The sequence below is a fragment of the Neobacillus sp. Fa239 genome (assembly GCF_055395235.1).
This window is the reverse complement of sequence record NZ_AP041611.1, coordinates 4,241,714-4,264,425: the sequence shown is the minus strand read 5'-3', so window position 1 is coordinate 4,264,425 and position 22,712 is coordinate 4,241,714. Positions and strand designations below refer to the sequence as shown.

Here is a 22,712-nt window from a genome sequence, read left to right as displayed (position 1 = left end):
TATAATAAATTGATAAAATAAGAGAAATAAAGTAGATTTTTGTATATTTTTTTCAGATAATGTAGAATAATGGAATTATATTTCTGTAGGGGGAGTTGGTATGAAAGTACTATTAAAAGATGAAAAAGGTCTTACTTTATTGGAGATCCTTTTATCCATCTCTCTACTTTCTATTGTTTTGTTGATCTTTTTCGGCTTCTTTATTCAATCAAATACTTTTGCATCACAGAGTAAAAGTCAATTGACAGGAAGTCAACTGAGCCAAGAAATATTAGAAAAGGTGAAAAGTAATTATCCCTCCATCCAATCGAGCTTGGGCGCAGATCAATACTTGACAACGGCCGGTTGGAACACCCTTTATCAAACCAATATTACAGGAGAATATTATATTCAAATTAATAGCCAGAAATTTTATCCCCGGGTCAAAATAATACCTGCGAATCAACAAAATGCTAGTTTTTCAGACCAGTTGATGTATATTCAGGTTGAAATTGGAGTCTATCAAAAAGGTACCTGGGTGAAGAAATTTGAAACATATGGATTTAAGGGGAACTAGCATGAAAAAAAATGGATTTACCCTAGTAGAACTTTTGGTTACCTTAGCTCTCGTTGGGATGGTCATTGGGATTCTTGGAGCGGTCTTTAGCTCAGGTCTGAAACAAGGTGTACAGTCTAAAAAAGATATCTTTCTTCAAGAAGAAGCAAACAATGTTGCAACCTCACTGCGAAGAGCTCATTTAAATCAACCGACTTATACGATTTTAGTTTCTAACAATGCGATTGCCTTGAATGGTGTCACAATTTCAGATAAGTATCAGTACCAGGCAACGATTAAATATAACAATACCACTTATACAAATAACCAAACCGTTACTATTACAAGTAGTTCTCCAGTTATGATCGAGATTACATTCATCAAAGATAATTCTACTTATAAATTAAGAACTACATTATCTAGAGGGGTGTAATTATGTTAAAAAATGAAAGAGGTTCAACCTTAATTACAGTTTTACTAATGGTCGTAGTTTTTACTGTGATTGGGTTAAGTCTCGTCGGTTTAAATGTCAGCAATGCAAAACAAGGAACACAAACAAAAAATAATTTACAGGCTACCAATCTTGCTGAAATGGGAACGACTCAATTAAAGGAAATGGTTTATGCAAAATTAGCTGATCCTACCTATACCAGTATGAGCCTTACTGATATCCAAACAAATTTACAAAGCTATTTAAATACAAATATTAACACAGATTATAAGGTTTATAATACAATGAGCAGTCCGAAATTCCGAATAAATTCAGCTACTGTTACAAGCTGGATTGAGGGCACTAACGAAGTAATCAATGTTGCATTTAATTCAATGGGCACTTCTTCAAATAATCAGACGAAGAATGTTACAGGATCGATTCAGTTGAAAAGGACAAAAGCATTCCCAGCACCTCCTTCTGGAGCAACCGTTTTCTCAACAGATCAAAGTGTAAGCAGCAATACGGACCAATCCTTTCAAACCGTTTATTATAGTGATGATCTAGCAATGGCCTCCAATACCAATATTTTGGTTAGTAAGGATTTATATGCACAAGGAACGATTACACAGAGCAGCAACTCAGATTTAATTGTTAATGGCAATGCTTATGTTACAATACTGGACCCTAAAACAAATAATAATCCGGGTAATCTATCGCTTATGTGTGTAGATCAAACATTATATGTATATACCCCAGACACGACTGCTAGGATTTCTTATACACAATTACCTTTTTCTAACAGAAAAGGTACTTATCAAAATTGTCACGATGTCCAGATTGCTAATCCTGCGTTTAATGGTATTTTTGCAAAAAATGTACAGTATATTTCATCGATTCCTGAACCTTGGAACAGAAACAAACTTACGATGGAAAATATCCAGTATCCATAGCCAATTTTTATTAGTATATTTTTTTTGTAAAATTAGTGAATCGATTGTCCTATGAAATTTAATGGAGTGTGAGTATATGGTCAGTTTTATATGGTCTATAGGGTCCGTGTTGGTGATTCTATTAATTATGTCCTTATTACCACTAGGTTTTACATTCAGAGGTAAGCTATCTATTGCCTTGGCAAGTCTTGGTCTTTCTCTCGCGGGTTTAGCAGCCATAGCCGTTTTGTCATTTTGGCAAATAGCAATTGTTCTTATATTGCTTTCGTTCCTAACAGCTTATATGATGGAACGTCGGATCGGCAATATTATTCATGTTGGAAACGAGCAGTTTGAAGATGTGTTAGAAGAAATGGATGAAGAAACCTCTATTGAAGAATCCAAGCTCGAAATTGTAAAAGAAGAAAACTTTTTAGAGATTACTAAAATTGAATCGATTGATAATTTTGAGTCTCATAACGAAATTGACTCACTGAATCCAGAGCCAATTTTATCTGCACCAGAACCAGAACTGGTGGCTGTTAATGAGATGTTGGATGTAGATGAATCCTTTTTGCTTGACCGTGAGATGGAGCATGATGTTCTTTCCGAAGATATGACTGAGCTTGAGGAGGATTATCTTTCTGATATTGAGAGTTTGCTAGTGGATGATTTTGAAGTTAAACATGAAGAAATTAAAGAATTTGACTCATTGGAGGATGCATCATTAGAATTACTATTTTCCTCAGATGAAGAAGCAGGGCTAGATGAAACAGAAGAAAGTGCAAAGAAGTTAGTTTTACAAAAGTAGCTAATTTATATGGAATTGTATGAAGGGAGGCAGAAAATGTGGGGAAGAATCAACAAATGTTGAAGTTATTTATTGTGTTATTCCTGTGTACCGCATTTATTTTTAGTTTCTCCCATTTCGGTGCCCAAGCCTTTGAAAATTTGTCGAAGGCGAACGGAAAATTTTCTGATGGGACCACCGTTGGAACGTTAGTTCTATCAGGAAAATCCGAAAGTGAAGTAGCTGGTTTATTAGAAAATAAATATTCCGACTGGTTAAAGAATACGAAAATGGAGCTTCAATACAGGGAAAAAACAGCCCCATTTGATTTAAGCCAGTTTGAATTTGATGTAAATCAAACAATAAATTCAATAAAAGACGGTCAAAAAAACCCTGCGTACATTACGATTGAAAAAACACAGGTGGAGGATCAGCTGCAAATTCTTTTTCCTCAGCTGCAGACAAACGAAATTGATCTGGTAAAGCTTACGAAAAGTTTAATGGATACGGCATCACAGTTGGCAAATGGCCAATATAGTTTTGACTTAAATAAAGATCACTTGCTGGCTGGCCATTATCCAAACACTTCCACATTAAATGTTGCAGTTATTACTTTGAAAAATGTTACGGATCCGCTTCAGGACATCCTAGAGACAACTACTTCAATTGAAATACCGGAGAAAGCCACTTTTTCACTGCTTGATTTTGTAAAAAAACATAAGCTTGAAAATACATCCGCGTTAAATGTATTAGCGACAGGAATCTATCAAGCAGTACTGCCATCCAATTTTACAATAGATGACAGAAATATAAGTAGCACACTTCCAGCTTATGCAAAGCTAGGCTTTGAAGCAGAGGTAAATTCAACAAGTAATGAGGATTTAATCATAACCAATCCCAACGAGTCAAAATATACTTTAGAGCTTCAATTAGAAAAAAATAAATTAATCGTGACCTTATTGGGTGAACCATTTTTATATGATTACAAGGTTTCTATAAAAGAGACACAGACTCTAGAACCGAAGACAATATTACAGTATAGCCCTCTTCTTTTACCCGGAAAAACAGAAATTAGGACAAAAGGGGTCAATGGGCAAATGGTTAAGGTATATCGTGATATCTATCAACAGGGCCAATTAAGTAAAAGCGAATTGATCTCAGATGATTATTATCCGCCTGTCTATCAAGTCGAAGTGCATCCTTTGGGAGGAAGTGTTCAATCGACAGGAACAACTGGAAATCAGTCTAACACGACAGGAAATGACCAATCAGGTAGTGGTACATCGAATAGTACAATTGTAAATCAATCATCATCAACTACTGGTTCCACCCAGAACAGTACGAATAACAGCATTTGGGGTAAACCGAATGAGCAGTCAAAATAATGTCACAAAAGCAGGGATGGAAGATGAAACAAATACGAAGACGACTTGGTGACTTGCTAATCGAAGAAGGATTGATTACGTCAGAGCAGCTTGAAACCACATTAGCCGAGAAAAATACCAATCAAAAACTTGGTGAGGCACTGGTTCAAAGGGGATTTATCAGCGAACAGCAATTGATTGAGGTACTGGAATACCAGCTTGGTATTCCACATATCAGCCTTTTCCAATACCCGTTTGATACTAATATTTTTTCTCTTGTCCCAAAAGAAACAGCACGGCGAAATTTAATTATCCCGTTAAAAAAGGACGGCAATAAGCTTTTTATCGCCATGGTTGACCCAATGGATTTCATTGTGATGGATGATTTACGCTTGTCAACGGGCTTCCAAATTGAGGCGGCCATTGCGACTAAAGACGATATCTTAAAGGCGATTAATAAATATTATGATGTGGATGATGGTCTCGACCAACTGCTTGATGAATTGCCGCAAAATGAGAAGGGACGAAATGATGACGTATCCGACCTTGATTCACCTATTGTTAAACTGGTTAATCAGATTTTAATCAATGCGGTGATCCAAAAAGCAAGTGATATTCATATTGACCCACAGGAAACCAAGATCCTTGTCCGCTATCGAATTGATGGGGTCTTACGCAATGAACGTGTTCTGCCAAGGCATATGCTAAGCGTCTTAACTGCGAGAATAAAAATCATGTCTAATCTTGATATAACCGAACACAGGATTCCACAGGATGGACGGATTAAAATGAATCTAGATTTCCATACCCTTGACCTGCGCGTATCAACCCTTCCGACTGTATACGGAGAGAAAATTGTTATGCGGCTCCTGGATATGAGTTCTTCGTTAAATGATATAAACAAACTAGGATTTAATAGCCTTAACTTAAAGAGGTTTGGAGAATTAATCGAAAATCCAACAGGTATTGTCCTCATCACAGGGCCGACAGGGTCAGGAAAATCCTCGACTTTATATGCTGCACTAAATAAGCTGAACAGTGAGGAAGTTAATATCATAACAATCGAAGACCCTGTAGAATACCAGTTGGAAGGTATTAATCAAATACAAGTAAACCAAAATGTAGGGATGACCTTTGCGGCGGGTTTAAGATCGATCCTACGTCAAGATCCGAACATTATCATGGTCGGTGAAATTCGTGATAAGGAAACCGCTGAAGTGGCTATCCGTGCCTCACTAACTGGGCATTTAGTCTTAAGTACACTGCATACTAACGACTCAATCGGTACAGTCACGAGGTTAATTGACATGGGAGTGGAGCCGTTTATGTTAGCTTCATCCTTAAGTGGTGTTGTAGCTCAGCGGCTTGTCCGCAAGGTATGCCGTGAATGTATGGAGGTTCAGGAGCCTTCAAAGCGTGAGATTGAGATTTTTGCAAGACGAGGAATAAAAATAGAAAAAATTCATCGGGGTAAAGGCTGCTCCTTCTGTAATATGACGGGCTATAAGGGAAGAATAGCCCTTCATGAAGTTCTGGTTATTAACGATGAAATGCAGCGCTGTATTATGAATGGAGAATCGTTTCAAAAATTGAAGGAATTAGCGAAGAAGAGTAAAACAATCTTCTTAATTGATGATGGCTTATTAAAAGTTAAACAGGGTTTAACGACTACTGAAGAAGTATTACGAGTAGCAACTCTTGAATAGGAGTAAATGTAGATGAAAGAAAAAATCGATCAAATACTAAGAGCGGCAATTGAATACAAAGCTTCCGATGTCCATTTAACAGTCGGAGTTCCACCTGTCATGCGTATAAACGGTGATTTAAAAAGGTATGGAACGGATAAACTGCTTCCTGATGATACCGAGGGAATGGCAAAAGCAATCATTCCTGAACATTTATGGAATGTATTTAAGGAAAAGGGTGAACTTGATTTTTCCTATGGGGTTCCGGGAATTTCCCGCTTTCGTGTAAATGCTTTTCACCAGAGGAAAAGCGTATCTATCGCATTAAGGACAGTTGCTTCAAAAACCCCGACGATTGAGGAATTGGACTTACCAGAAGTTATTGGGAAATTAGTAGAAAAACCTCAAGGTCTCATTCTTGTAACTGGACCAACAGGGAGCGGTAAATCTACTACCCTTGCATCGATGATTGATTATATGAATCGCACGATGCGGAAGCATATCATTACACTTGAAGATCCGATTGAGTATCTTCATAAACATGGAAATTCAATCATAGACCAGCGGGAAGTAGGGTTTGATACCAAATCCTATGCCAGTGGCTTAAAAGGTGCCCTTCGTCAGGACCCAGATGTTATTCTCGTTGGGGAGATGCGGGACTTAGAAACGATAGGTATCGCGATCACAGCTGCCGAAACCGGGCACCTTGTCTTAGGAACCCTGCATACATCAAGTGCACCGACAACGATCAACAGGATCATAGACGTTTTTCCGCCAGCGCAGCAGCCACAGATTCGCGTCCAGTTAGCGTCAGTTTTAGTGGGGGTAATTTCACAACGACTTTTCCCAACGGCAGATAAAAAAGGCCGGAAAGCTGCTACAGAAATAATGGTAAATAATCCGGCCATCGCCAACTTAATTCGCAATGAGAAAATTCATCAAATCCAAAGCACCATGCAAACCTCCCGTGCCCAGGGTATGCATACGCTTGAAATGAGCATAAAGGATTTGCTTGACCGCAACCTTATTCAGAAGGAAGCGGCTTCACAATATTTACATGAGAAGATGCTAAATGGCTAGATTTAAATATTCAGGACGCGACCGAAAAGGTAAACGGCAGGGCACAATTAATGCGACTTCCAGACGTGAAGCAATGGAAAAACTTAGAGAAGAAGGCATTCGCGTTATTGAAATGAATGAAGTTCCTGAAACGCTCATGACTAAAGACCTATCTTTTGGAAAACCGGTAAAGCTTCAACATTTTGTTATTTACTTAAGACAATTTGCGACTTTATTAAAGGCCGGGGTAACAGTTGTGGATGCCACTGCCATTCTTGCTCAGCAAACAGAGAGTAAAGGATTAAAAAAAGCATTGCTTGATGTTGAGCAGGATTTAAGGGAAGGGAACCCACTTTCAGAGGCTGTTTCAAAACACAAGAAAATTTTCACACCGATGTTTATTAACATGGTAAATGCAGGTGAAGTCAGCGGGAATTTAGATATTACCCTTGATCGATTAGCAGATCATTTTGAAAAACAGCACTACACAAGGCAGAAAATCGCATCTGCACTTTCTTATCCCATCGTATTAGGTTTTGTCGCAATTGGGGTAGTTATCTTTTTATTAGTTGCTGTAGTTCCGACATTCGTTTCAATGTTTGATCAAATGGGTGGCAAACTTCCAGCAATTACTTTGTTAGTTATATCTGCGAGTAAATTTATGCAAACTTTTTGGTGGCTTATAGTCCTTTTTATCGTAATTATAGTGATTTCGATATCTTATTTGAAAAAAAATAGTAATACGAAATACTATTTAGATTTAATCCTGTTAAGAATGCCGATATTTGGGAACTTAATGCAAAAAGCTGCACTTGCTAGAATGATGAGAACATTAAGCTCCTTATTTTCTAGCTCGGTTCCAATTCTTCAAGCAATGTCAATCGTTGAAAAGGTAGTAGAGAACGAGGTTCTTGCTAGGGTAATTCAGGAATCCCGTAATACTCTTGAAAGAGGCCGCTCAATGACGGAACCAATGGAAAAACATTGGGCATTTCCACCTTTGGTTACACAGATGATCGCAATAGGCGAGGAAACTGGTGCTTTAGACGCAATGCTTTCAAAAATTGCAGAATTCTATGAAAAAGAAGTAGAAACTGGTACTGATCGATTAAAATCATTAATAGAACCAATAATGATTGTTGTACTATCCGGCATTGTTGGTACTATAGTTACAGCGATAATGGTACCTCAATTTGCCATGTTCGACCAATTTCAACAAATGAATCAATAAATGACAATAAAACTATAAAACTGATAAAATATTACAAAAAAATATATTTTCTACTTCTAATTAAATATCAATTAAAGTATAATAAAAAGGACTATAATAATAGGTTCAAAGAACCATAGAGGAGATGAAAGAATGCTTCAAAGTTTAAAGAAAAAAGTAAAAGATCAAAAGGGTATGACACTAATTGAATTACTAGCAGTTATTGTTATTTTAGGGATTATTGCAGCAATTGCAATTCCATCTATTTTAGGATTAATTGACAATTCTAAAAAAGATGCGCATGTGGCAAATGCTCAACAAATGCTTAATGCTGCTAAAATGGCGATTGCATCGGACGCTACGTTACAAACAGGTCCTCATTTTTTAACCTTAAATGATTTGGAAACTAAAAATTATCTTGACCCTGTAGATAGCCCTGATTCGTTAGCATATTCGAAAGGAACAACACTTAGCGCAGCTGATTCTACCGTCTCATATGTTCAGATTCAAGATGGGAAAGTTGTTGGAGTTAATCTTATAGAGGTTGCTGGTACTGGCAAAAGAGGAATATCGGTAATCAAAACAGATGGTACCAGTGTTTCATCTAAGGATTTTAATCGTGGATTAGTTTCTCCATAATTTTATGTATATTAAAAGGAAAGTGTAAATTAAATAAATGAAGATATTATATTTTATTATATTTATATATGGATGTATCTTCGGCTCCTTTTTTAATGTTGTCGGTCTTAGGACCCCATTGAAGAAATCTATTGTTGCCCCACGTTCGGCATGTCCAACCTGCGGGCATCAGTTAAAAGCTTACGAGCTAATACCAGTAATTTCATACTTGCTTCAAGGGGGAAAATGCCGCGGCTGTAAGTCGCGGATTTCTCCTATTTATCCAACTTTTGAACTATTAACTGGAATTTTATTTGCAGCAGCACCATACTTGGTCGGACGGTCTTGGGAGTTAGTGATTGCTTTAACACTTATTTCACTTTTTATGATAATCATTGTTTCAGATATTCACTATATGATCATCCCTGATAAAATTTTACTATGGTTTGCAGGGATTTTTTTATTGGAACGAATCTTTTTGCCCTTAAGTCCTTGGTGGGACAGTCTTTTCGGGATGGTTGCCGGCTTCCTTCTATTGCTATTCATTGCTCTGATTAGTAAAGGCGGAATGGGCTTTGGTGATGTGAAACTGTATGCTTTACTGGGATTTGTATTAGGTGTCAAACTAGTACTTTTATCCTTCTTTTTATCAACATTATATGGGGCAATTATTGGCGGACTAGCACTTATTTTAGGAATAGTCAAAAGGCGCCAGCCCATTCCATTTGGCCCGTTTATTGCAGCAGGAACATTGACTGCTTATTTTTGGGGATCGGATTTAATCAACTTGTACTTGCAATTTCTAAATCACGGAATATAACTAAGGGGTTTATGATATGGCTTTTTCCCTCTTCGCACCCAAAAACCGAATTATTAATCTTGTCTTGAATGATCATTCGATTCGTTTTGTTGAACTAAAGCAGGCGGATCCTCCTATAGTACAGAGGTGGAACGAGCGCTATCTTCCAGCTGGGATTATTAGTGAGGGTAAAATAACTGATGCTGAATCCCTGTCCAACATTCTGGAGGAATGTATTGATGAATGGAAAATTCAGCGTCGTTCCATCCGCTTCATCGTACCTGATCCGCTTGTTATCATAAGAAAAGTGTCGATACCATCGGAAATTCAGGATGATGAATTGAAGGGATATCTTTATTTGGAACTTGGTTCAAGTATTCACCTGCCCTTTGAAGAACCGGTTTTTGATTATTACCTTTTGAATGATAATGGCAAGACGAAGGATTTATTATTATTTGCTGCTCCTGAGCAATTTGTCACGGAATATGCCGAATTATTTTTCAAGCTAAAATTAAACCCTATTGCGGCCGATATATCACCGCTTGCTTTGTATCGTTTATATTATCGGCTCGATATGAAGAGCCGTAATGAAGTCCTATTTACCGTCCAATTTGATTTGACAAGTGTTAATTTATGTATTTTTGAAGATACGGTACCGCTTGTCATGCGTCAGTTTCCTTTGCCGTTCAATCCGGATCATTGGGAAATGAAGCGCGGCGGATTAGGGATCATGGAGTACAAATATATCGGTGAATCGGAAGAACTGGCGATTCAAATTGAAGATATTTTTAGAGAGATCAATATGCTTCATGATTTTTACAGATACTCTCTTAGCAGTGAGAAGCAGGATGTCACCAAGTACCTCTTAAATGGAGACCATCCGATGCTTACCGCGATTTATGATGAAATGAAAGAGAGATTTGAGGTACCAATTGAAAAAATTTCTCTGGAAAATGAGTTAAAAGGAAAATCTGAAAGCGTACCAGAAAATCATTTACTGGCTTTAGGGCTCGCTTTAAAAGAGGTGAAATAATGCTAGTAGAAATCAACCTGTTACCGCAAAAAGAACCGAAAAAATTGGGCCTGATTCTTACAATCGGCAGTCTACTAGCATTATTATTAATGATTGGCGGAATTTATTATTTGCAGATTCATTCGGTCAATAATGAAATGGCTTCCGTAGATCAACAAATTTCGATGACGAAGAATCTTGCTGATAAAGAACAAAGCAATGCTCAAGCAGTGGAATCATCCAATTCTGTAAACCAGTTAAAGAGTGCGATTGATTGGGCCAATAATTATCCGATTCTAACAGTCCCGGTTATGCGCTACCTATCATCATTATTGCCGGAACGCGGCTTTATTCAATCATTTAGCTATAATGAAACTGGGACGGTCACTCTCTCCGTTCAATTTGATAGTTCAAGAGAAGCAGCTTATTTTCTGGATAGCTTAACGCAATCGAAATGGATTGAAGAAGTTTCCTTAAGTTCTTTATCAACCACAACCATTGAAAGCAACACAGCTGCTAATTCAGCTGTTCCAAATAATCAAACAAATGCTACGAACACTACCGGTACAACATCTAATACGAATAACACAAATACTGCTGGTGGTACTAATCAAAATCCAGCAGCCAATAGCACGAATTCTGCAAATCAAACAAACAGCACTACGACGACAACCGTGCTTCAGTCTGACCAAAATGGCACAACAGTTAAGCAGACCACCCAAAACGGTTCGACGGGTACAACAACAAATTCGAGTACTGCAAATAATGCAACGAGCAGTCCAGCAGCTGCCAATAGCTCAACAAGTGATAATTATCTGCCGCGTTATACTGGAAGCTTTGAAATCAAATTTAATAACGACTATATTAAAAAGGTTTTAAAAAAGAGCAAGCAGAATGAGGAAGGAGTGGCTGGTTCATGAGGCTTCGTTTCTCAAAAAGAGATAAGTTAATATTAGGGGGCGGTGCTCTGTTAACAGCTCTCCTTATTGTTTTTGCTCAATTCCTATTTTTATCGCCGGCAAAATCCGCTTTAGCATCTAAGCAGCAGGAATTAACGAATGATCAAAATTTGTTGGATATCGTCAGCAAAAAAAAGACGGAAACCGCAACGGTTACGTCTGAAGATACAAGGGAATTGCAAATGAAAGTTCCTGTTGAGCCGCTTGAAGACCAGTTTATTTTAGATTTGGAAAAGGCTGAAACGATTTCCAGTAGCTTGATTAAATCGATGAGCTTCTCACAGGACGCGGATGTCACTTCGGCAAATACTCAAGCAGGGGCAGGCAATGCGAATAACGGGCAAATCACGGCGACTGGTCAAAATACGGCTACTGCCGGTTCAACAGCTCAGAATGGTACCAGCTCTAATGGGACAACCACAACAACTTCAAACCAGGCAGCATCCACCCAAACATCAGCTAATCAACAGCAAGCAGATGCACCGCCTGCTGGGATGAAAAAGCTGACGGTCAGTCTGAGCGTTCAATCACCAAATTATGAGGACTTTGAAAAATTTGTCGGTACTTTGGAATCGTTAAAACGAATTGTTGTGGTTGAATCGATTAACTACTCTGGACCTCCAGAAGTCACTTCACTTGGTCAGGACAGCCAGCCGTTTACCTACAGTCTTACAGTTTCAGCCTACTATATGCCAGGATTAACTGACCTTCAGGCACAGTTGCCAAAGATCGACGCACCGGCACCGGCCGGTAAGGAAAACCCATTAAGCACGTTTGCTGATATACCGACACTGACAAAATAAGCACTGTCATAATCGTACAAAAAATTTGGCGAAATCATTCGATAACAAGACGACAAAAGTCTTGTTATTTTTTTTTGTCAATATGGTAGGATGGGTTAAATTAGGAATAAGTAGAGAGGGGTACGAAGAGTGGACAAGCCTAACCGGGGCAACACGATCACCATTAAATTAAATCAAGAAACCAAAAATATTGGTGGAGAACCTCAATTAATTGAAGCGGAACCCAGTCAGGAGCAGCTATTGCCAGAAGTCATTAAAATAGATCCCGAAACTGTGAAGGACGAAGTTTTATTAGAACCGGATGAGGAAGAAGCTTTTTTAGAAACTGCCGCTGCAGAAGACGCGATAGACGATGAAAGCTTTGACTGGATTATTCCGGAATCATCCGGTCATGAAATCGAGGAATTCAAGATTGTCAGTTCCCAGAAAAATAAAAAGGTCGAGAAAAAGAAAGCTTCTTCGATTATTCCAAGTCTTAAAAAGAGTAGTATAAAGGACTTTCGGACCATTATTTTATCTACTGTTTGTGCGATTATTTTAGGCACTGGCTTTGGAATTCTTATGCTTAAGCTGATTAGCACAGACCAGAGTAACAAAACGACAGCAGAGCCTGCGGCAGTAATGAATCAAGAAACAACGAATACGAAGGTTAGCACCACTTCAGCCGTTATCAAGCCTTTTACAGCTTTTGTTGTCCAAGGGGGTGTCTTTTCCTCCAAGGATTCAGCATATTCGTCAGAACAACAATTGGCCGATAACGGGGCTCCGTCAAGCTCCGTCAAGGTTGATGGGAAGCAATACTATTTATTCATAGGGGTTTCAGATAAAATTGACACAGCCAAAAAGCTTGGAAGCTATTATATTGGTCAAGGAATTAATGATGTCTGGGCCCACTCCATCTCAATTCCGGAAAAGACAATTAGCAATATAACGGCAGATGACAAAGCCTTTTTAGAATCAGCTCTCCAATCCTATCAGCAGCTTTCAAACGTTACCTCCTCTGCGGTTCTAACAAGCAGCATATCGGATCAATCGGGCAAATTGATTTCGCAGTTAGACCAGCAGGTCAATAGCAGTAAGCAATTGAAAAATGATAATATTAAAAAGCTGCAAGCAGATTTATCTCAATCGGTAGCAAAACTAAAAGACTTTCAAAAATCAAAAGAGGCTAAAAACCTAATCGATGCCCAGCAATATCTATTAAACTTCCTGGCACTTTATTATTCGCTATAATTTTTCGACATGGTTGTCGAGAATTTGATATTTTCCGGGAAATGAACCCACTCCTTCAATGCCTATCCAAAAATGGAATAGGCTCTCTTTATTTTATCAATCTATATGAATAAATTGTAAAATTTTATCAAACTTTAATGATATAAAAATTGTTTGCTTCGACAATTTCTGATACGATTATTTTGTATCTCCCTAATACGTTGCATAAAGGTATGGTGATGGAATGCAAAACCTCATATTAGCCTCTTCTTCTCCACGGCGAAAAGAACTTCTAGAAAATCTCCGCTTAACCTTCGCGATTTCAAGCAGTGATGTTGATGAGAGCTTTGACCCAGGACTTTCTCCTGAGGAGGTAGTGATGGAGCTTGCCAATCGAAAGGCACAGGTAGTTTTTAAGAAAAACAGTCATGCATTTGTGATAGGTGCTGACACTATTGTGGTTGCGAATGGTCAAATCTTAGGTAAGCCAGCGAATGAGGCAGAAGCCAGCAAGATGTTAAAAATGCTTTCAGGTAAGCAGCACGATGTGTACACAGGTGTTTCAATTATGTCTCCAAAAAGTCAAGTGCGTTTTTATGAAAAAACGGAAGTTTGGTTTTGGGAGTTAACGGACGAAGAAATCGCGTTCTACGTACAAAGCGGCGAACCGCTTGATAAAGCAGGTGCATATGGCATCCAGCAGCTAGGGAGCATGCTTGTCAAAAAAATAAATGGAGACTATTTTGCGGTTGTCGGACTGCCTGTTGCAAGGACGATTCGTGAGTTAAAACAATGCGGATATCCATTGCCGTATTAATTGTTCATTAACTCCCCATTAAGGGAGGAAAAAGAGTGTCCACTAATTCATTAATGATTCGTGATTTCCCTCAAGATGAACGTCCAAGAGAACGGTTTATTCAACATGGCCCACAAAGTTTATCCAATCATGAACTGATTGCGATTCTCCTCCGAACCGGTACGAAAGATGAATCGGTTCTGCAATTATCCAATCGGCTATTGACTCATTTTGAAGGGTTGCGGCTGTTAAAGGCTGCAACTCTTGAAGAAATTACTTCCATAAAAGGAATCGGTACCGCAAAGGCGATCCAGATTCTTTCGGCTGTAGAAATCGGCAGAAGAGTGGCCAACCTGTCCTTCAATGATCGGTACACGATCCGTTCACCGGAAGACGGGGCAAATTATGTCATGAATGATATGCGCTTTTTGTCCCAGGAGCACTTTGTCTGCTTGTATTTAAACACGAAAAATCAAGTGCTCCACAAACAAACGATTTTTATCGGAAGCCTGAACGCAAGCATCGTCCATCCGCGCGAGGTCTTTCGCGAAGCCTTAAAGCGCTCGGCTGCCTCGATCATCGCCTTGCATAACCACCCGTCAGGCGACCCCACACCAAGCCGTGAGGACATTGAGGTGACAAAGAGGCTTGTAGAGTGTGGGAAGATGATTGGGATTGAAGTGCTCGATCATTTAATTATCGGGGAAAATAAATTTGTTAGCTTAAAGGAAAAAGGATATTTATAACACTATGATTTTATTTGACGTTGGGCTATAATATTGGTTATGATTTTTTAGTGCCATTTGAATTAGATAATTTGAACTGAAATAAAAAACAGGTAGTACATACCTTATGGAAATGATTGAAAGGGAGATACACATTATGTTTGGAATTGGTTCTAAAGACCTTGGAATTGACTTAGGAACTGCGAATACCCTTGTATTTGTGAAAGGAAAAGGGATTGTCCTTCGGGAACCATCGGTAGTGGCAATTCAAACGGATACCAAAAGTATTGTTGCCATCGGGAACGATGCAAAAAATATGATTGGACGGACTCCCGGGAATGTGGTTGCGACTCGGCCGATGAAAGATGGCGTCATTGCTGATTTTGAAACGACTTCAGCGATGATGAAATACCATATTCGTCAAGCGCAAAAGAGCAAAAGCGTTTTTTCCGGTAAGCCTTATGTGATGGTCTGTGTGCCTTCAGGAATTACCGCAGTGGAAGAAAGAGCGGTAATAGATGCGACAAGACAAGCGGGTGCGAAGGACGCCTACACGATTGAAGAGCCTTTTGCTGCTGCGATCGGTGCTAATTTACCGGTTTGGGAACCAACCGGAAGCATGGTGGTTGATATTGGCGGTGGGACAACGGAAGTAGCCATTATCTCATTAGGCGGAATTGTTACGTGCCAATCGATCCGCATTGCCGGTGATGAAATGGATGAATCGATTATTTCATTTATCCGCAAAAATTATAACTTAATGATTGGTGACCGTACTGCTGAGACGATTAAGATGGAAATTGGTTCTGCAGGCAGTCCTGATGGAATTGAAAATATGGAGATTCGCGGTCGTGATTTATTGACAGGTCTTCCAAAAACAATTGAAATTACCGCTAAAGAAGTTGCCGTTGCCTTAAAGGATACGGTCTATGCCATTGTGGATGCGGTGAAAAATACATTAGAAAAAACCCCGCCTGAATTAGCGGCTGACATTATGGACCGCGGGATTGTGTTAACCGGCGGCGGTGCTCTATTGCGAAATTTGGACAAGGTCATTAGCGAAGAAACGAAAATGCCTGTCCTTATTGCAGAAAATCCGCTTGATTGTGTGGCAATTGGTACTGGCAGGGCTTTAGATCAAATTCATGTATTTAAGAGCAGAGCGAAGGATTCAAGATAAATCCTTCAAATATTAACTACTTATTTTTATTAGAAATTATAGAGGTGTATAATCATGCCACAGTTTTTTTTGAATAAACGTCTGATTGTTTTGCTTGTCAGTATTATTGTTCTCGTGGCATTGATTGGGTTTTCATTAAGGGAGAGAAGTAAGCTAACCTGGCCGGAGCAGTTTGTCAAAGACACGGTCGGCTGGGTTCAATCCCTGGTTTCTAAGCCTGCCCATTTAGTAGCAGGCTTTTTTGGAAATCTCCAGGATCTTCAAAATACATATCAAGAGAATAAAGAATTAAAATCCCGTGTCGAGGAACTTGTCAGCCTTGAGTCCCAAGTCCAAGGTCTGAAAAAAGACAATGATGATTTGCGTAATATTCTCGGAGAGAAAAAGACCCTGAGTGATTATCAGCCATTACCGGCAACGGTTATTGGCAGAAACCCTGATCGCTGGCATGAAATGATTATTATCGACAAAGGCAGTATTAATGGCATACAGCAAAATATGGCTGTTGTCACAGCTAACGGCTTAATTGGAAAAGTAAAAAATGTAAATCATTTTAGTTCGACCGTTCAATTATTAAGTGCCATGGATCCAAAAAATCGTATCTCTGCCGTTGTTCAAGGCGACAAAGATTCGTTTGGATTTGTCCAAGGCTATGATCCAGTAAAAAAATTACTTTTAGTCAAGACCATTCCTTCCGATGCTAAGATTAAGAAAGGTCAAGTGGTAATTACCTCAGGTTTGGGCGGTGTATTCCCTAAAGGTCTGCTTATCGGTAAGGTTGTGGATGTAAAACCGGATCAATATGGGTTGAATCAGACAGCTTTAGTGGCTCCCGGAGCTAACTTTTATGATATTGAAAATGTGATTGTCATCAAGAGAATCATGCCGCAACCTAATAAAACAGCGATGAATGACGGTAAGGAGGAGAATTTGTGAAAAAACTTCTCCTTCCTCTTTTATTTTTCTTTCTTTTTATCATCGAGAGCATTTTTGCACAATATTGGCCTGCAGATGTTTTAGGCAAGGACAACATTTGGGTGCCGCACTTTCTTTTTGCTGCAATTCTTTTATTAACGATTTATACAGGGAAAAAACAAGGGATTATCTATGCGATGATCTTCGGCTTGCTATACGATATTGTTTATATTGAAATTATTGGCATTGATTTATTTCTATTTCCGTTTGTTGCCTACATCATCTCGAAAATAATGAATGTGATGCAAACAAATATGATCGTTGTCTTCCTGATATCACTTTTGGGTATTGCTTTTTTGGAAATTGGCATTTATGAAATGGATTCATTGATCCATATTACGGATATCGATTTTATGAATTTTCTCAAATTGCGATTATACCCAACCCTTCTATTGAATGCCGTTTTTCTTCTATTGGCCGGCTATCCATTAAAACTGCAGTTTGAAAAATATGCTCAGGCTTTAGATGAATAATTTTGCTGTGTTTTTTAAAAGCAAAAAAAGGAGAATGGACGAGAAGTGTCGAATTATTTATGCAGGTGTGTATACTGGACACTTTCTGAACTTTGAGGTGAGTATTTCTCCATGACAAAACGACAAAATGTTACAATAAAGGGAACGAAGGATGGCATAGTTCTTCACCTTGACGATACATGTTCTTTAGAAGAATTGAAAAATGAACTCGACCAAAAGCTTACTTCTACTTTAGTTACACAAGAAGAGAAGCATTTAATTGCTGTGAAAGTTGAAATAGGTAATCGCTATTTAACGGATGCCCAATCGGAAGAATTAAAAAGCCTGATTCGCCAAAAAAAGAATTTGGTTGTTGAAGATATCGAATCAAATGTAATGACAAAGGAAGAAGCGAAACGGCTGAAAGACGAAACGGATATCGTATCCGTTTCGCGAATCATACGTTCTGGCCAAGTCCTTGAGGTTCCGGGTGATTTGCTGCTTATTGGGGATGTGAACCCGGGAGGCACCGTGATTGCCGGAGGGAATATTTTTATTATGGGTGCCTTAAAGGGAGTTGCTCATGCCGGTGTTAATGGAAATGATGATGCAATCATTGCTGCTTCCAGTATGAAACCAACCCAGCTGCGAATCAGCGATTGTTTAAATCGGGCTCCTGATTCCACTGATAATAAAGAGAAAAGGGAAATGGAATGTGCTTATATAGATGAAGACCGCAAAATCATCGTAGATAGATTGCAAGTTTTAATCCATTTAAGGCCTAATTTAACGAGATTAGAAGGGGGACATTAAAGTGGGAGAAGCAATTGTAATTACATCCGGTAAGGGCGGCGTTGGCAAAACAACAACTTCTGCTAATATTGGAACAGCATTGGCCCTTCAAGGTAAGAAAGTATGCTTAGTGGATACAGATATAGGTCTAAGGAATCTTGATGTTGTAATGGGCCTCGAAAATAGAATTATCTATGACCTTGTAGACGTAGTCGAAAAAAGATGTAAAATTCATCAGGCTTTGGTTAAAGATAAACGATTTGAGGATTTATTGTTTTTGCTTCCGGCAGCTCAAACGGTTGATAAATCCGCTGTAAAACCGGAGCAGATGAAGGAATTAATTACTAATTTAAAACAGGATTATGATTATATAATCATTGACTGCCCGGCAGGCATTGAACAAGGGTTTCAAAACGCCATTGCCGGAGCAGATAAAGCCATTGTTGTGACAACTCCTGAGGTTTCCGCCGTTCGTGACGCTGACCGGATCATTGGTCTATTAGAAAAAGAACAGAATATGGAACCTCCTAAATTGGTGATCAATCGTATTCGCAATCATATGATGAAAAGCGGTGACATGCTTGATGTCGATGAAATTACCCAGCATTTGTCCATCGAGCTGTTTGGGATTGTGGCGGATGATGAAGAGGTAATTAAGGCAAGTAACCATGGCGAGCCCATTGCTCTAAATCCAAACAGCCGGGCCTCACTTGCCTATCGGAATATTGCCAGAAGGATTCTGGGAGAATCCATCCCGCTTCAACCGCTCGAAGAACCAAACAAAGGCGTTTTTTCTAAATTAAAGAAATTTTTCGGTGTAAAATAATCTCTTTAAGGGTCTGTCCGTAATCTTTTGGACAGGCTCTTTTTATTTGGAGGTGTTAAAGTCGAATGTTGATTGGAGCGGAGGGCGTCCGACTCCTGCGGGATAGAGAGGTCACGGGAGACCCCGCAGGCGCCTTTAGCGCCGAGGAAGCTCCCGGACCTCCCCGCGGAAAGCGAGCGCCCGGAGCGGAAATCTACAAACGAGTATATCCACTGAAATATAGCATACAAATGTAGACCCGCACATAGACTTGTACAAAACGTGAGAAAAGGGTGAATGGGTATGTCGCGGTCTACACCGGATGAAATTCGGAAACGAATTGCCAAAAGAAAAAAAGAAACAGGGAATAGCCCAGAACAGATTATTTCATGGCCGGGAGATGAAGAAAAATATGGCTTCAACAACATAAACACTTCCGGGAGCGGACCTGAAGAAGATGGCCACCCATTATTTAAAAAAGAAGTATTTCTATTTAAAATATTGGCCTCGGTTTGTCTTTTTTTAGTGGTTGCGATTTTATTTCGGAATCAATCGGCAACATTCAATCCGGCTAGGGATTTTATTACGAAATCAATGGATACGGACTTTCAATTTGCCACTGTATCAAAGTGGTATGAGGATAAATTCGGTAAGCCATTGGCTCTTTTGCCTTTCACAGGATCGGACAAACCCAGTAATACAACCACCGTCCAAAAGAACTTTGCTGTTCCGGCTTCAGGGAAAATCCTTGAAAACTTTGAAAAAAACGGACAAGGCATCATGATTGAAACAGGAAAAGGCGCATCTGTTAAAGCGATGAATGAGGGTAATGTTATATTTGCCGGTATAAAGGATGGATTGGGAAAGACCGTCATTATTCAGCACCCGGATCAAACGGAAACATGGTATGGAAATTTAGCCGATATAAAGGTTAAATTATATGACTTTGTGGAAAAGAAAAAGGTCATTGGTACAGTTTCGGATTCAACCGGCGCTGATAAAACAAAAGGAAAGTACTACTTTGCGATTAAAAAAGGGGATGCCTTCATCGACCCCATTCAGGTGATCCGCTTTGACTAGAGCCATTGATTTACTTCGACATGTCCATATCCATCCGTTACTTTGGATTGTGATCGCCATCTCTATTGCTTCTGCCCATTTTCTTGAAGTGTGTTTACTTCTGGGCATCATTTTTATCCATGAAATGGGGCATGCTGCTGCGGCATCTTTTTTTTCCTGGAGAATCAAAAAAATCACGCTCCTGCCCTTTGGAGGTGTGGCGGAAATGGATGAGCACGGCAACCGCCCGTTAAAAGAAGAAGCGATTGTCGTGCTTGCCGGTCCCCTCCAGCATCTTTGGATGGTGGGTCTGGCGTTTTTATTGAACTCCTTTTCCTTGATTCCATTGGATTTATTTCAGTTATTCTATCAGTATAATTTGATGGTATTCTTTTTTAATCTGTTTCCGGTATGGCCGCTAGACGGTGGAAAACTTGTCTTTTTACTGCTATCGTTACAAAAAGCTTTTCCGAACGCCCATCGATCCACTTTAATTATATCCTTTATTAGCCTAAGTATCTTTTCTCTCCTGATATTAATGACTGCACCCACACATCTCAACGTTTGGGTTGTGATTGCCTTTTTATATTTCTCACTTTATCACGAATGGAAGCAGCGTCGATTTATTTTCATGCGTTTTCTTCTTGAACGATATTATGGCAAAAAAAGTGATCTCCAATTATTAAAGCCCATCCAAGCAGATGAACAGGAAATGCTTATCCATGTTTTGGAGAAATTCCAGCGCGGCTGCAAGCACCCGATTATTGTCGAGGGAGATGGCAGGGAAAAAGGAACATTAGATGAAAATGAATTATTACACGCCTATTTCGCTGAAAAACGTTTAACTGATAAAATCAGCGACCTTCTATTTTCTTATTGAAAAGGTATAATAGAATCATCAATGAATAAAGTGAGGCCGCTCGTTTGGAAACGTTAATTGTCAATTATGCTGCAAGGGAAAAAAGATTTGCCTATCTTCGAGACCACCGGGTTGAAAAGATCGTGTTTGACCGACCGGAGCATCGCTCTTTAGTTGGAAATATTTATTATGGAACCGTAACAAAAGTATTGCCTGGGATGAATGCCGCCTTTATTGATATCGGCGAAGAATCCCAGGCTTATTTGCATCGCGATCTGCTGTCTGCCTATGTTTTGTCAACAGATAAAGACAAGTTGCCCATTACTTCTTTTGTTCATCAAGGTGAAAAAATGCTCGTCCAGGTTCAGAAGGATGCGACGGGTACAAAGGGACCCCGAGTAAGCGGGATTATTGAGATTCAAGGTAGTTCTCTCATCTATATGCCTCATGGCCGCTATGTGGCGGTTTCGAAAAAAATTGCCGATGAATCACAAAAGGCAGCCTTTCGCCGGTTGGGTAACCGCCTCAAATCAGAAGAGGAAGGCATTATTTTTCGAACTTCGTGCATCTCTTGTTCCGAAGCGGAAATTCAAGAGGAACTGATGCAGCTCCGTTATCAATACGAAGGAATGCTACAGAAAGCGGCGTTGACCAAAAAGCCGCAGCTTATTTTTCAAAAGGATACATTTATTGAAACGATTCTTGAGATGCTTGGGAAAATGAATACGGGTGAAGCGGTTATCGATGACCTGCCATTAAAAAAATGGCTCGAGGAAAACAGTTCAAACCATAATGTGAAATATACCTTCTATAATGGCAAACAGAACATCTTTTCCGTGAATCGCCTGGAACATGAGATTGATAAAGCGCTGAAACGAATTGTCTGGCTTGAAAATGGGGCCTATTTAATTTTTGATGAAACAGAAGCTTTAACTATTATCGATGTGAATACAGGGAAATTTTCCGGCAAAACGGACTATCAGGAAACGGTTTTAAAAACGAACGCACTCGCCGCCAGCGAGATTGTTCGCCAGCTCCGTTTACGGGATATCGGCGGGATTGTATTGATTGATTTTATTGATATGATGAGGGAAGCAGACAGGCAATACATTTTAAAAATCATCGAAGAAGAACTACGTAAGGATGAAAAACGAATTAAACTGATTGGTTTTACTAAGCTCGGGATCCTCCAGCTGACAAGAAAGAAGACCAAAGTTACTCTGTCAGAGGCATTGCAGAGGAAATGTCCGGTCTGTGAGGGAACAGGACGAATCTTAAGTGCTGAAACTGTTGCATTTCGGCTTGAGCGGGAACTTCTTGAGCATCGGAATTCAGATTATGAAGCCGTCTTAGTTGAAACAACCGATGCCGTTAAAACTTTAATGGAAGGCAGCTTTCAAAGTTTATTAGAAGAAACCCTCCAGATGAAAATTTATTATTCCATTGGTTCTGCGGTTTCGCCATATTATCTGATCAAGCAGTTTGGAACCGAAAGTGAGATTGCCCAAAAAACTGCTGAATTCTATTGACACACCTAAATAGATTATGTTAAAGTTTTAATGTTATGTTTGTAGCACCCGTGCTACAACCGCGCAGAACAGGTATTAAGTGTTATGCGGAAAGCATAAACGCCTGTGTATGGCGAGTCTGAGTTTATAAGG

The 22,712-nt window shown here is 39.3% G+C and carries 24 protein-coding genes and 1 other annotated feature; all 24 genes read left to right on the top strand.

Annotated features, from left to right (window positions below; all coding sequences use genetic code 11):
- Positions 1 to 100 precede the first annotated feature (100 nt).
- The 24 genes from ACZ5XR_RS21150 (at position 101) to ACZ5XR_RS21035 (ending at position 22,580) form a co-directional block, all read left to right on the top strand.
- Entirely contained in the window at positions 101 to 556 is a 456-nt protein-coding gene (locus tag ACZ5XR_RS21150; RefSeq protein ID WP_464498424.1) for a prepilin-type N-terminal cleavage/methylation domain-containing protein, read from the top strand.
- A 1-nt stretch (position 557) separates the two neighbouring features.
- The gene (locus ACZ5XR_RS21145) at positions 558 to 968 is read left to right on the top strand and encodes a type II secretion system protein (protein WP_464498422.1); all 411 of its coding nucleotides are present in this window, start codon (positions 558 to 560) and stop codon (positions 966 to 968) included.
- Positions 969 to 970: 2 nt separating this feature from the next.
- Complete coding sequence (locus ACZ5XR_RS21140; RefSeq protein WP_464498420.1) at positions 971 to 1,918, top strand: type IV pilus modification PilV family protein; 948 nt, start codon at positions 971 to 973, stop codon at positions 1,916 to 1,918.
- 76 nt (positions 1,919 to 1,994) lie between these two features.
- Complete coding sequence (locus tag ACZ5XR_RS21135; protein WP_464498419.1) at positions 1,995 to 2,708, top strand: hypothetical protein; 714 nt, start codon at positions 1,995 to 1,997, stop codon at positions 2,706 to 2,708.
- A gap of 38 nt (positions 2,709 to 2,746) precedes the next feature.
- Complete coding sequence (locus tag ACZ5XR_RS21130; protein WP_464498418.1) at positions 2,747 to 4,072, top strand: G5 domain-containing protein; 1,326 nt, start codon at positions 2,747 to 2,749, stop codon at positions 4,070 to 4,072.
- A gap of 23 nt (positions 4,073 to 4,095) precedes the next feature.
- Entirely contained in the window at positions 4,096 to 5,757 is a 1,662-nt protein-coding gene (locus tag ACZ5XR_RS21125; RefSeq protein ID WP_464498417.1) for a GspE/PulE family protein, read from the top strand.
- 12 nt (positions 5,758 to 5,769) lie between these two features.
- On the top strand, positions 5,770 to 6,816 hold the full coding sequence (locus tag ACZ5XR_RS21120; RefSeq protein ID WP_464498416.1) for a type IV pilus twitching motility protein PilT: 1,047 nt from the start codon (positions 5,770 to 5,772) through the stop codon (positions 6,814 to 6,816).
- Complete coding sequence (locus tag ACZ5XR_RS21115) at positions 6,809 to 8,026, top strand: type II secretion system F family protein (protein WP_464498415.1); 1,218 nt, start codon at positions 6,809 to 6,811, stop codon at positions 8,024 to 8,026. The genes ACZ5XR_RS21120 and ACZ5XR_RS21115 overlap by 8 nt, the downstream gene beginning before the upstream one ends.
- Before the next feature lie 132 nt (positions 8,027 to 8,158).
- Positions 8,159 to 8,644 (top strand): prepilin-type N-terminal cleavage/methylation domain-containing protein, encoded by a 486-nt coding sequence (locus ACZ5XR_RS21110; protein ID WP_464498414.1) that lies wholly within the window; start codon positions 8,159 to 8,161, stop codon positions 8,642 to 8,644.
- Positions 8,645 to 8,681: 37 nt separating this feature from the next.
- On the top strand, positions 8,682 to 9,443 hold the full coding sequence (locus ACZ5XR_RS21105) for a prepilin peptidase (RefSeq protein WP_464498413.1): 762 nt from the start codon (positions 8,682 to 8,684) through the stop codon (positions 9,441 to 9,443).
- A 16-nt stretch (positions 9,444 to 9,459) separates the two neighbouring features.
- Positions 9,460 to 10,455, top strand: a complete 996-nt coding sequence (pilM, locus tag ACZ5XR_RS21100; protein ID WP_464498412.1) for a type IV pilus biogenesis protein PilM — start codon at positions 9,460 to 9,462, stop codon at positions 10,453 to 10,455.
- Entirely contained in the window at positions 10,455 to 11,354 is a 900-nt protein-coding gene (locus tag ACZ5XR_RS21095) for a PilN domain-containing protein (RefSeq protein WP_464498411.1), read from the top strand. The genes pilM and ACZ5XR_RS21095 overlap by 1 nt, the downstream gene beginning before the upstream one ends.
- Positions 11,351 to 12,196 carry a hypothetical protein gene (locus ACZ5XR_RS21090; RefSeq protein ID WP_464498409.1) on the top strand — a complete coding sequence of 282 codons (846 nt, stop codon included), beginning with the start codon at positions 11,351 to 11,353 and terminating at the stop codon, positions 12,194 to 12,196. The genes ACZ5XR_RS21095 and ACZ5XR_RS21090 overlap by 4 nt, the downstream gene beginning before the upstream one ends.
- A gap of 129 nt (positions 12,197 to 12,325) precedes the next feature.
- Entirely contained in the window at positions 12,326 to 13,429 is a 1,104-nt protein-coding gene (locus ACZ5XR_RS21085; RefSeq protein WP_464498408.1) for a hypothetical protein, read from the top strand.
- A 223-nt stretch (positions 13,430 to 13,652) separates the two neighbouring features.
- Positions 13,653 to 14,225, top strand: coding sequence for a Maf family protein (locus tag ACZ5XR_RS21080; protein ID WP_464498406.1), 573 nt, complete (start codon positions 13,653 to 13,655; stop codon positions 14,223 to 14,225).
- A gap of 53 nt (positions 14,226 to 14,278) precedes the next feature.
- Positions 14,279 to 14,950, top strand: coding sequence for a RadC family protein (gene radC, locus ACZ5XR_RS21075; RefSeq protein ID WP_464502396.1), 672 nt, complete (start codon positions 14,279 to 14,281; stop codon positions 14,948 to 14,950).
- A 136-nt stretch (positions 14,951 to 15,086) separates the two neighbouring features.
- Positions 15,087 to 16,109, top strand: a complete 1,023-nt coding sequence (locus tag ACZ5XR_RS21070) for a rod shape-determining protein (RefSeq protein ID WP_464498405.1) — start codon at positions 15,087 to 15,089, stop codon at positions 16,107 to 16,109.
- Between the two features lie 54 nt (positions 16,110 to 16,163).
- Positions 16,164 to 17,045 (top strand): rod shape-determining protein MreC, encoded by an 882-nt coding sequence (gene mreC / locus ACZ5XR_RS21065; RefSeq protein ID WP_464498403.1) that lies wholly within the window; start codon positions 16,164 to 16,166, stop codon positions 17,043 to 17,045.
- Complete coding sequence (gene mreD / locus ACZ5XR_RS21060) at positions 17,042 to 17,557, top strand: rod shape-determining protein MreD (RefSeq protein WP_464498402.1); 516 nt, start codon at positions 17,042 to 17,044, stop codon at positions 17,555 to 17,557. Before mreC ends, mreD begins: the two co-directional genes overlap by 4 nt.
- Positions 17,558 to 17,668: 111 nt before the next feature.
- Complete coding sequence (minC, locus tag ACZ5XR_RS21055; RefSeq protein WP_464498401.1) at positions 17,669 to 18,349, top strand: septum site-determining protein MinC; 681 nt, start codon at positions 17,669 to 17,671, stop codon at positions 18,347 to 18,349.
- A gap of 1 nt (position 18,350) precedes the next feature.
- On the top strand, positions 18,351 to 19,154 hold the full coding sequence (gene minD / locus ACZ5XR_RS21050) for a septum site-determining protein MinD (RefSeq protein WP_464498399.1): 804 nt from the start codon (positions 18,351 to 18,353) through the stop codon (positions 19,152 to 19,154).
- A 282-nt stretch (positions 19,155 to 19,436) separates the two neighbouring features.
- Entirely contained in the window at positions 19,437 to 20,213 is a 777-nt protein-coding gene (locus tag ACZ5XR_RS21045) for a peptidoglycan DD-metalloendopeptidase family protein (protein WP_464498398.1), read from the top strand.
- Positions 20,206 to 21,072 (top strand): M50 family metallopeptidase, encoded by an 867-nt coding sequence (locus ACZ5XR_RS21040; RefSeq protein ID WP_464498397.1) that lies wholly within the window; start codon positions 20,206 to 20,208, stop codon positions 21,070 to 21,072. The genes ACZ5XR_RS21045 and ACZ5XR_RS21040 overlap by 8 nt, the downstream gene beginning before the upstream one ends.
- Positions 21,073 to 21,116: 44 nt before the next feature.
- Positions 21,117 to 22,580, top strand: a complete 1,464-nt coding sequence (locus ACZ5XR_RS21035) for an Rne/Rng family ribonuclease (protein WP_464498396.1) — start codon at positions 21,117 to 21,119, stop codon at positions 22,578 to 22,580.
- 47 nt (positions 22,581 to 22,627) lie between these two features.
- Positions 22,628 to 22,710: a sequence feature (ribosomal protein L21 leader region), on the top strand.
- Positions 22,711 to 22,712 lie beyond the last annotated feature (2 nt).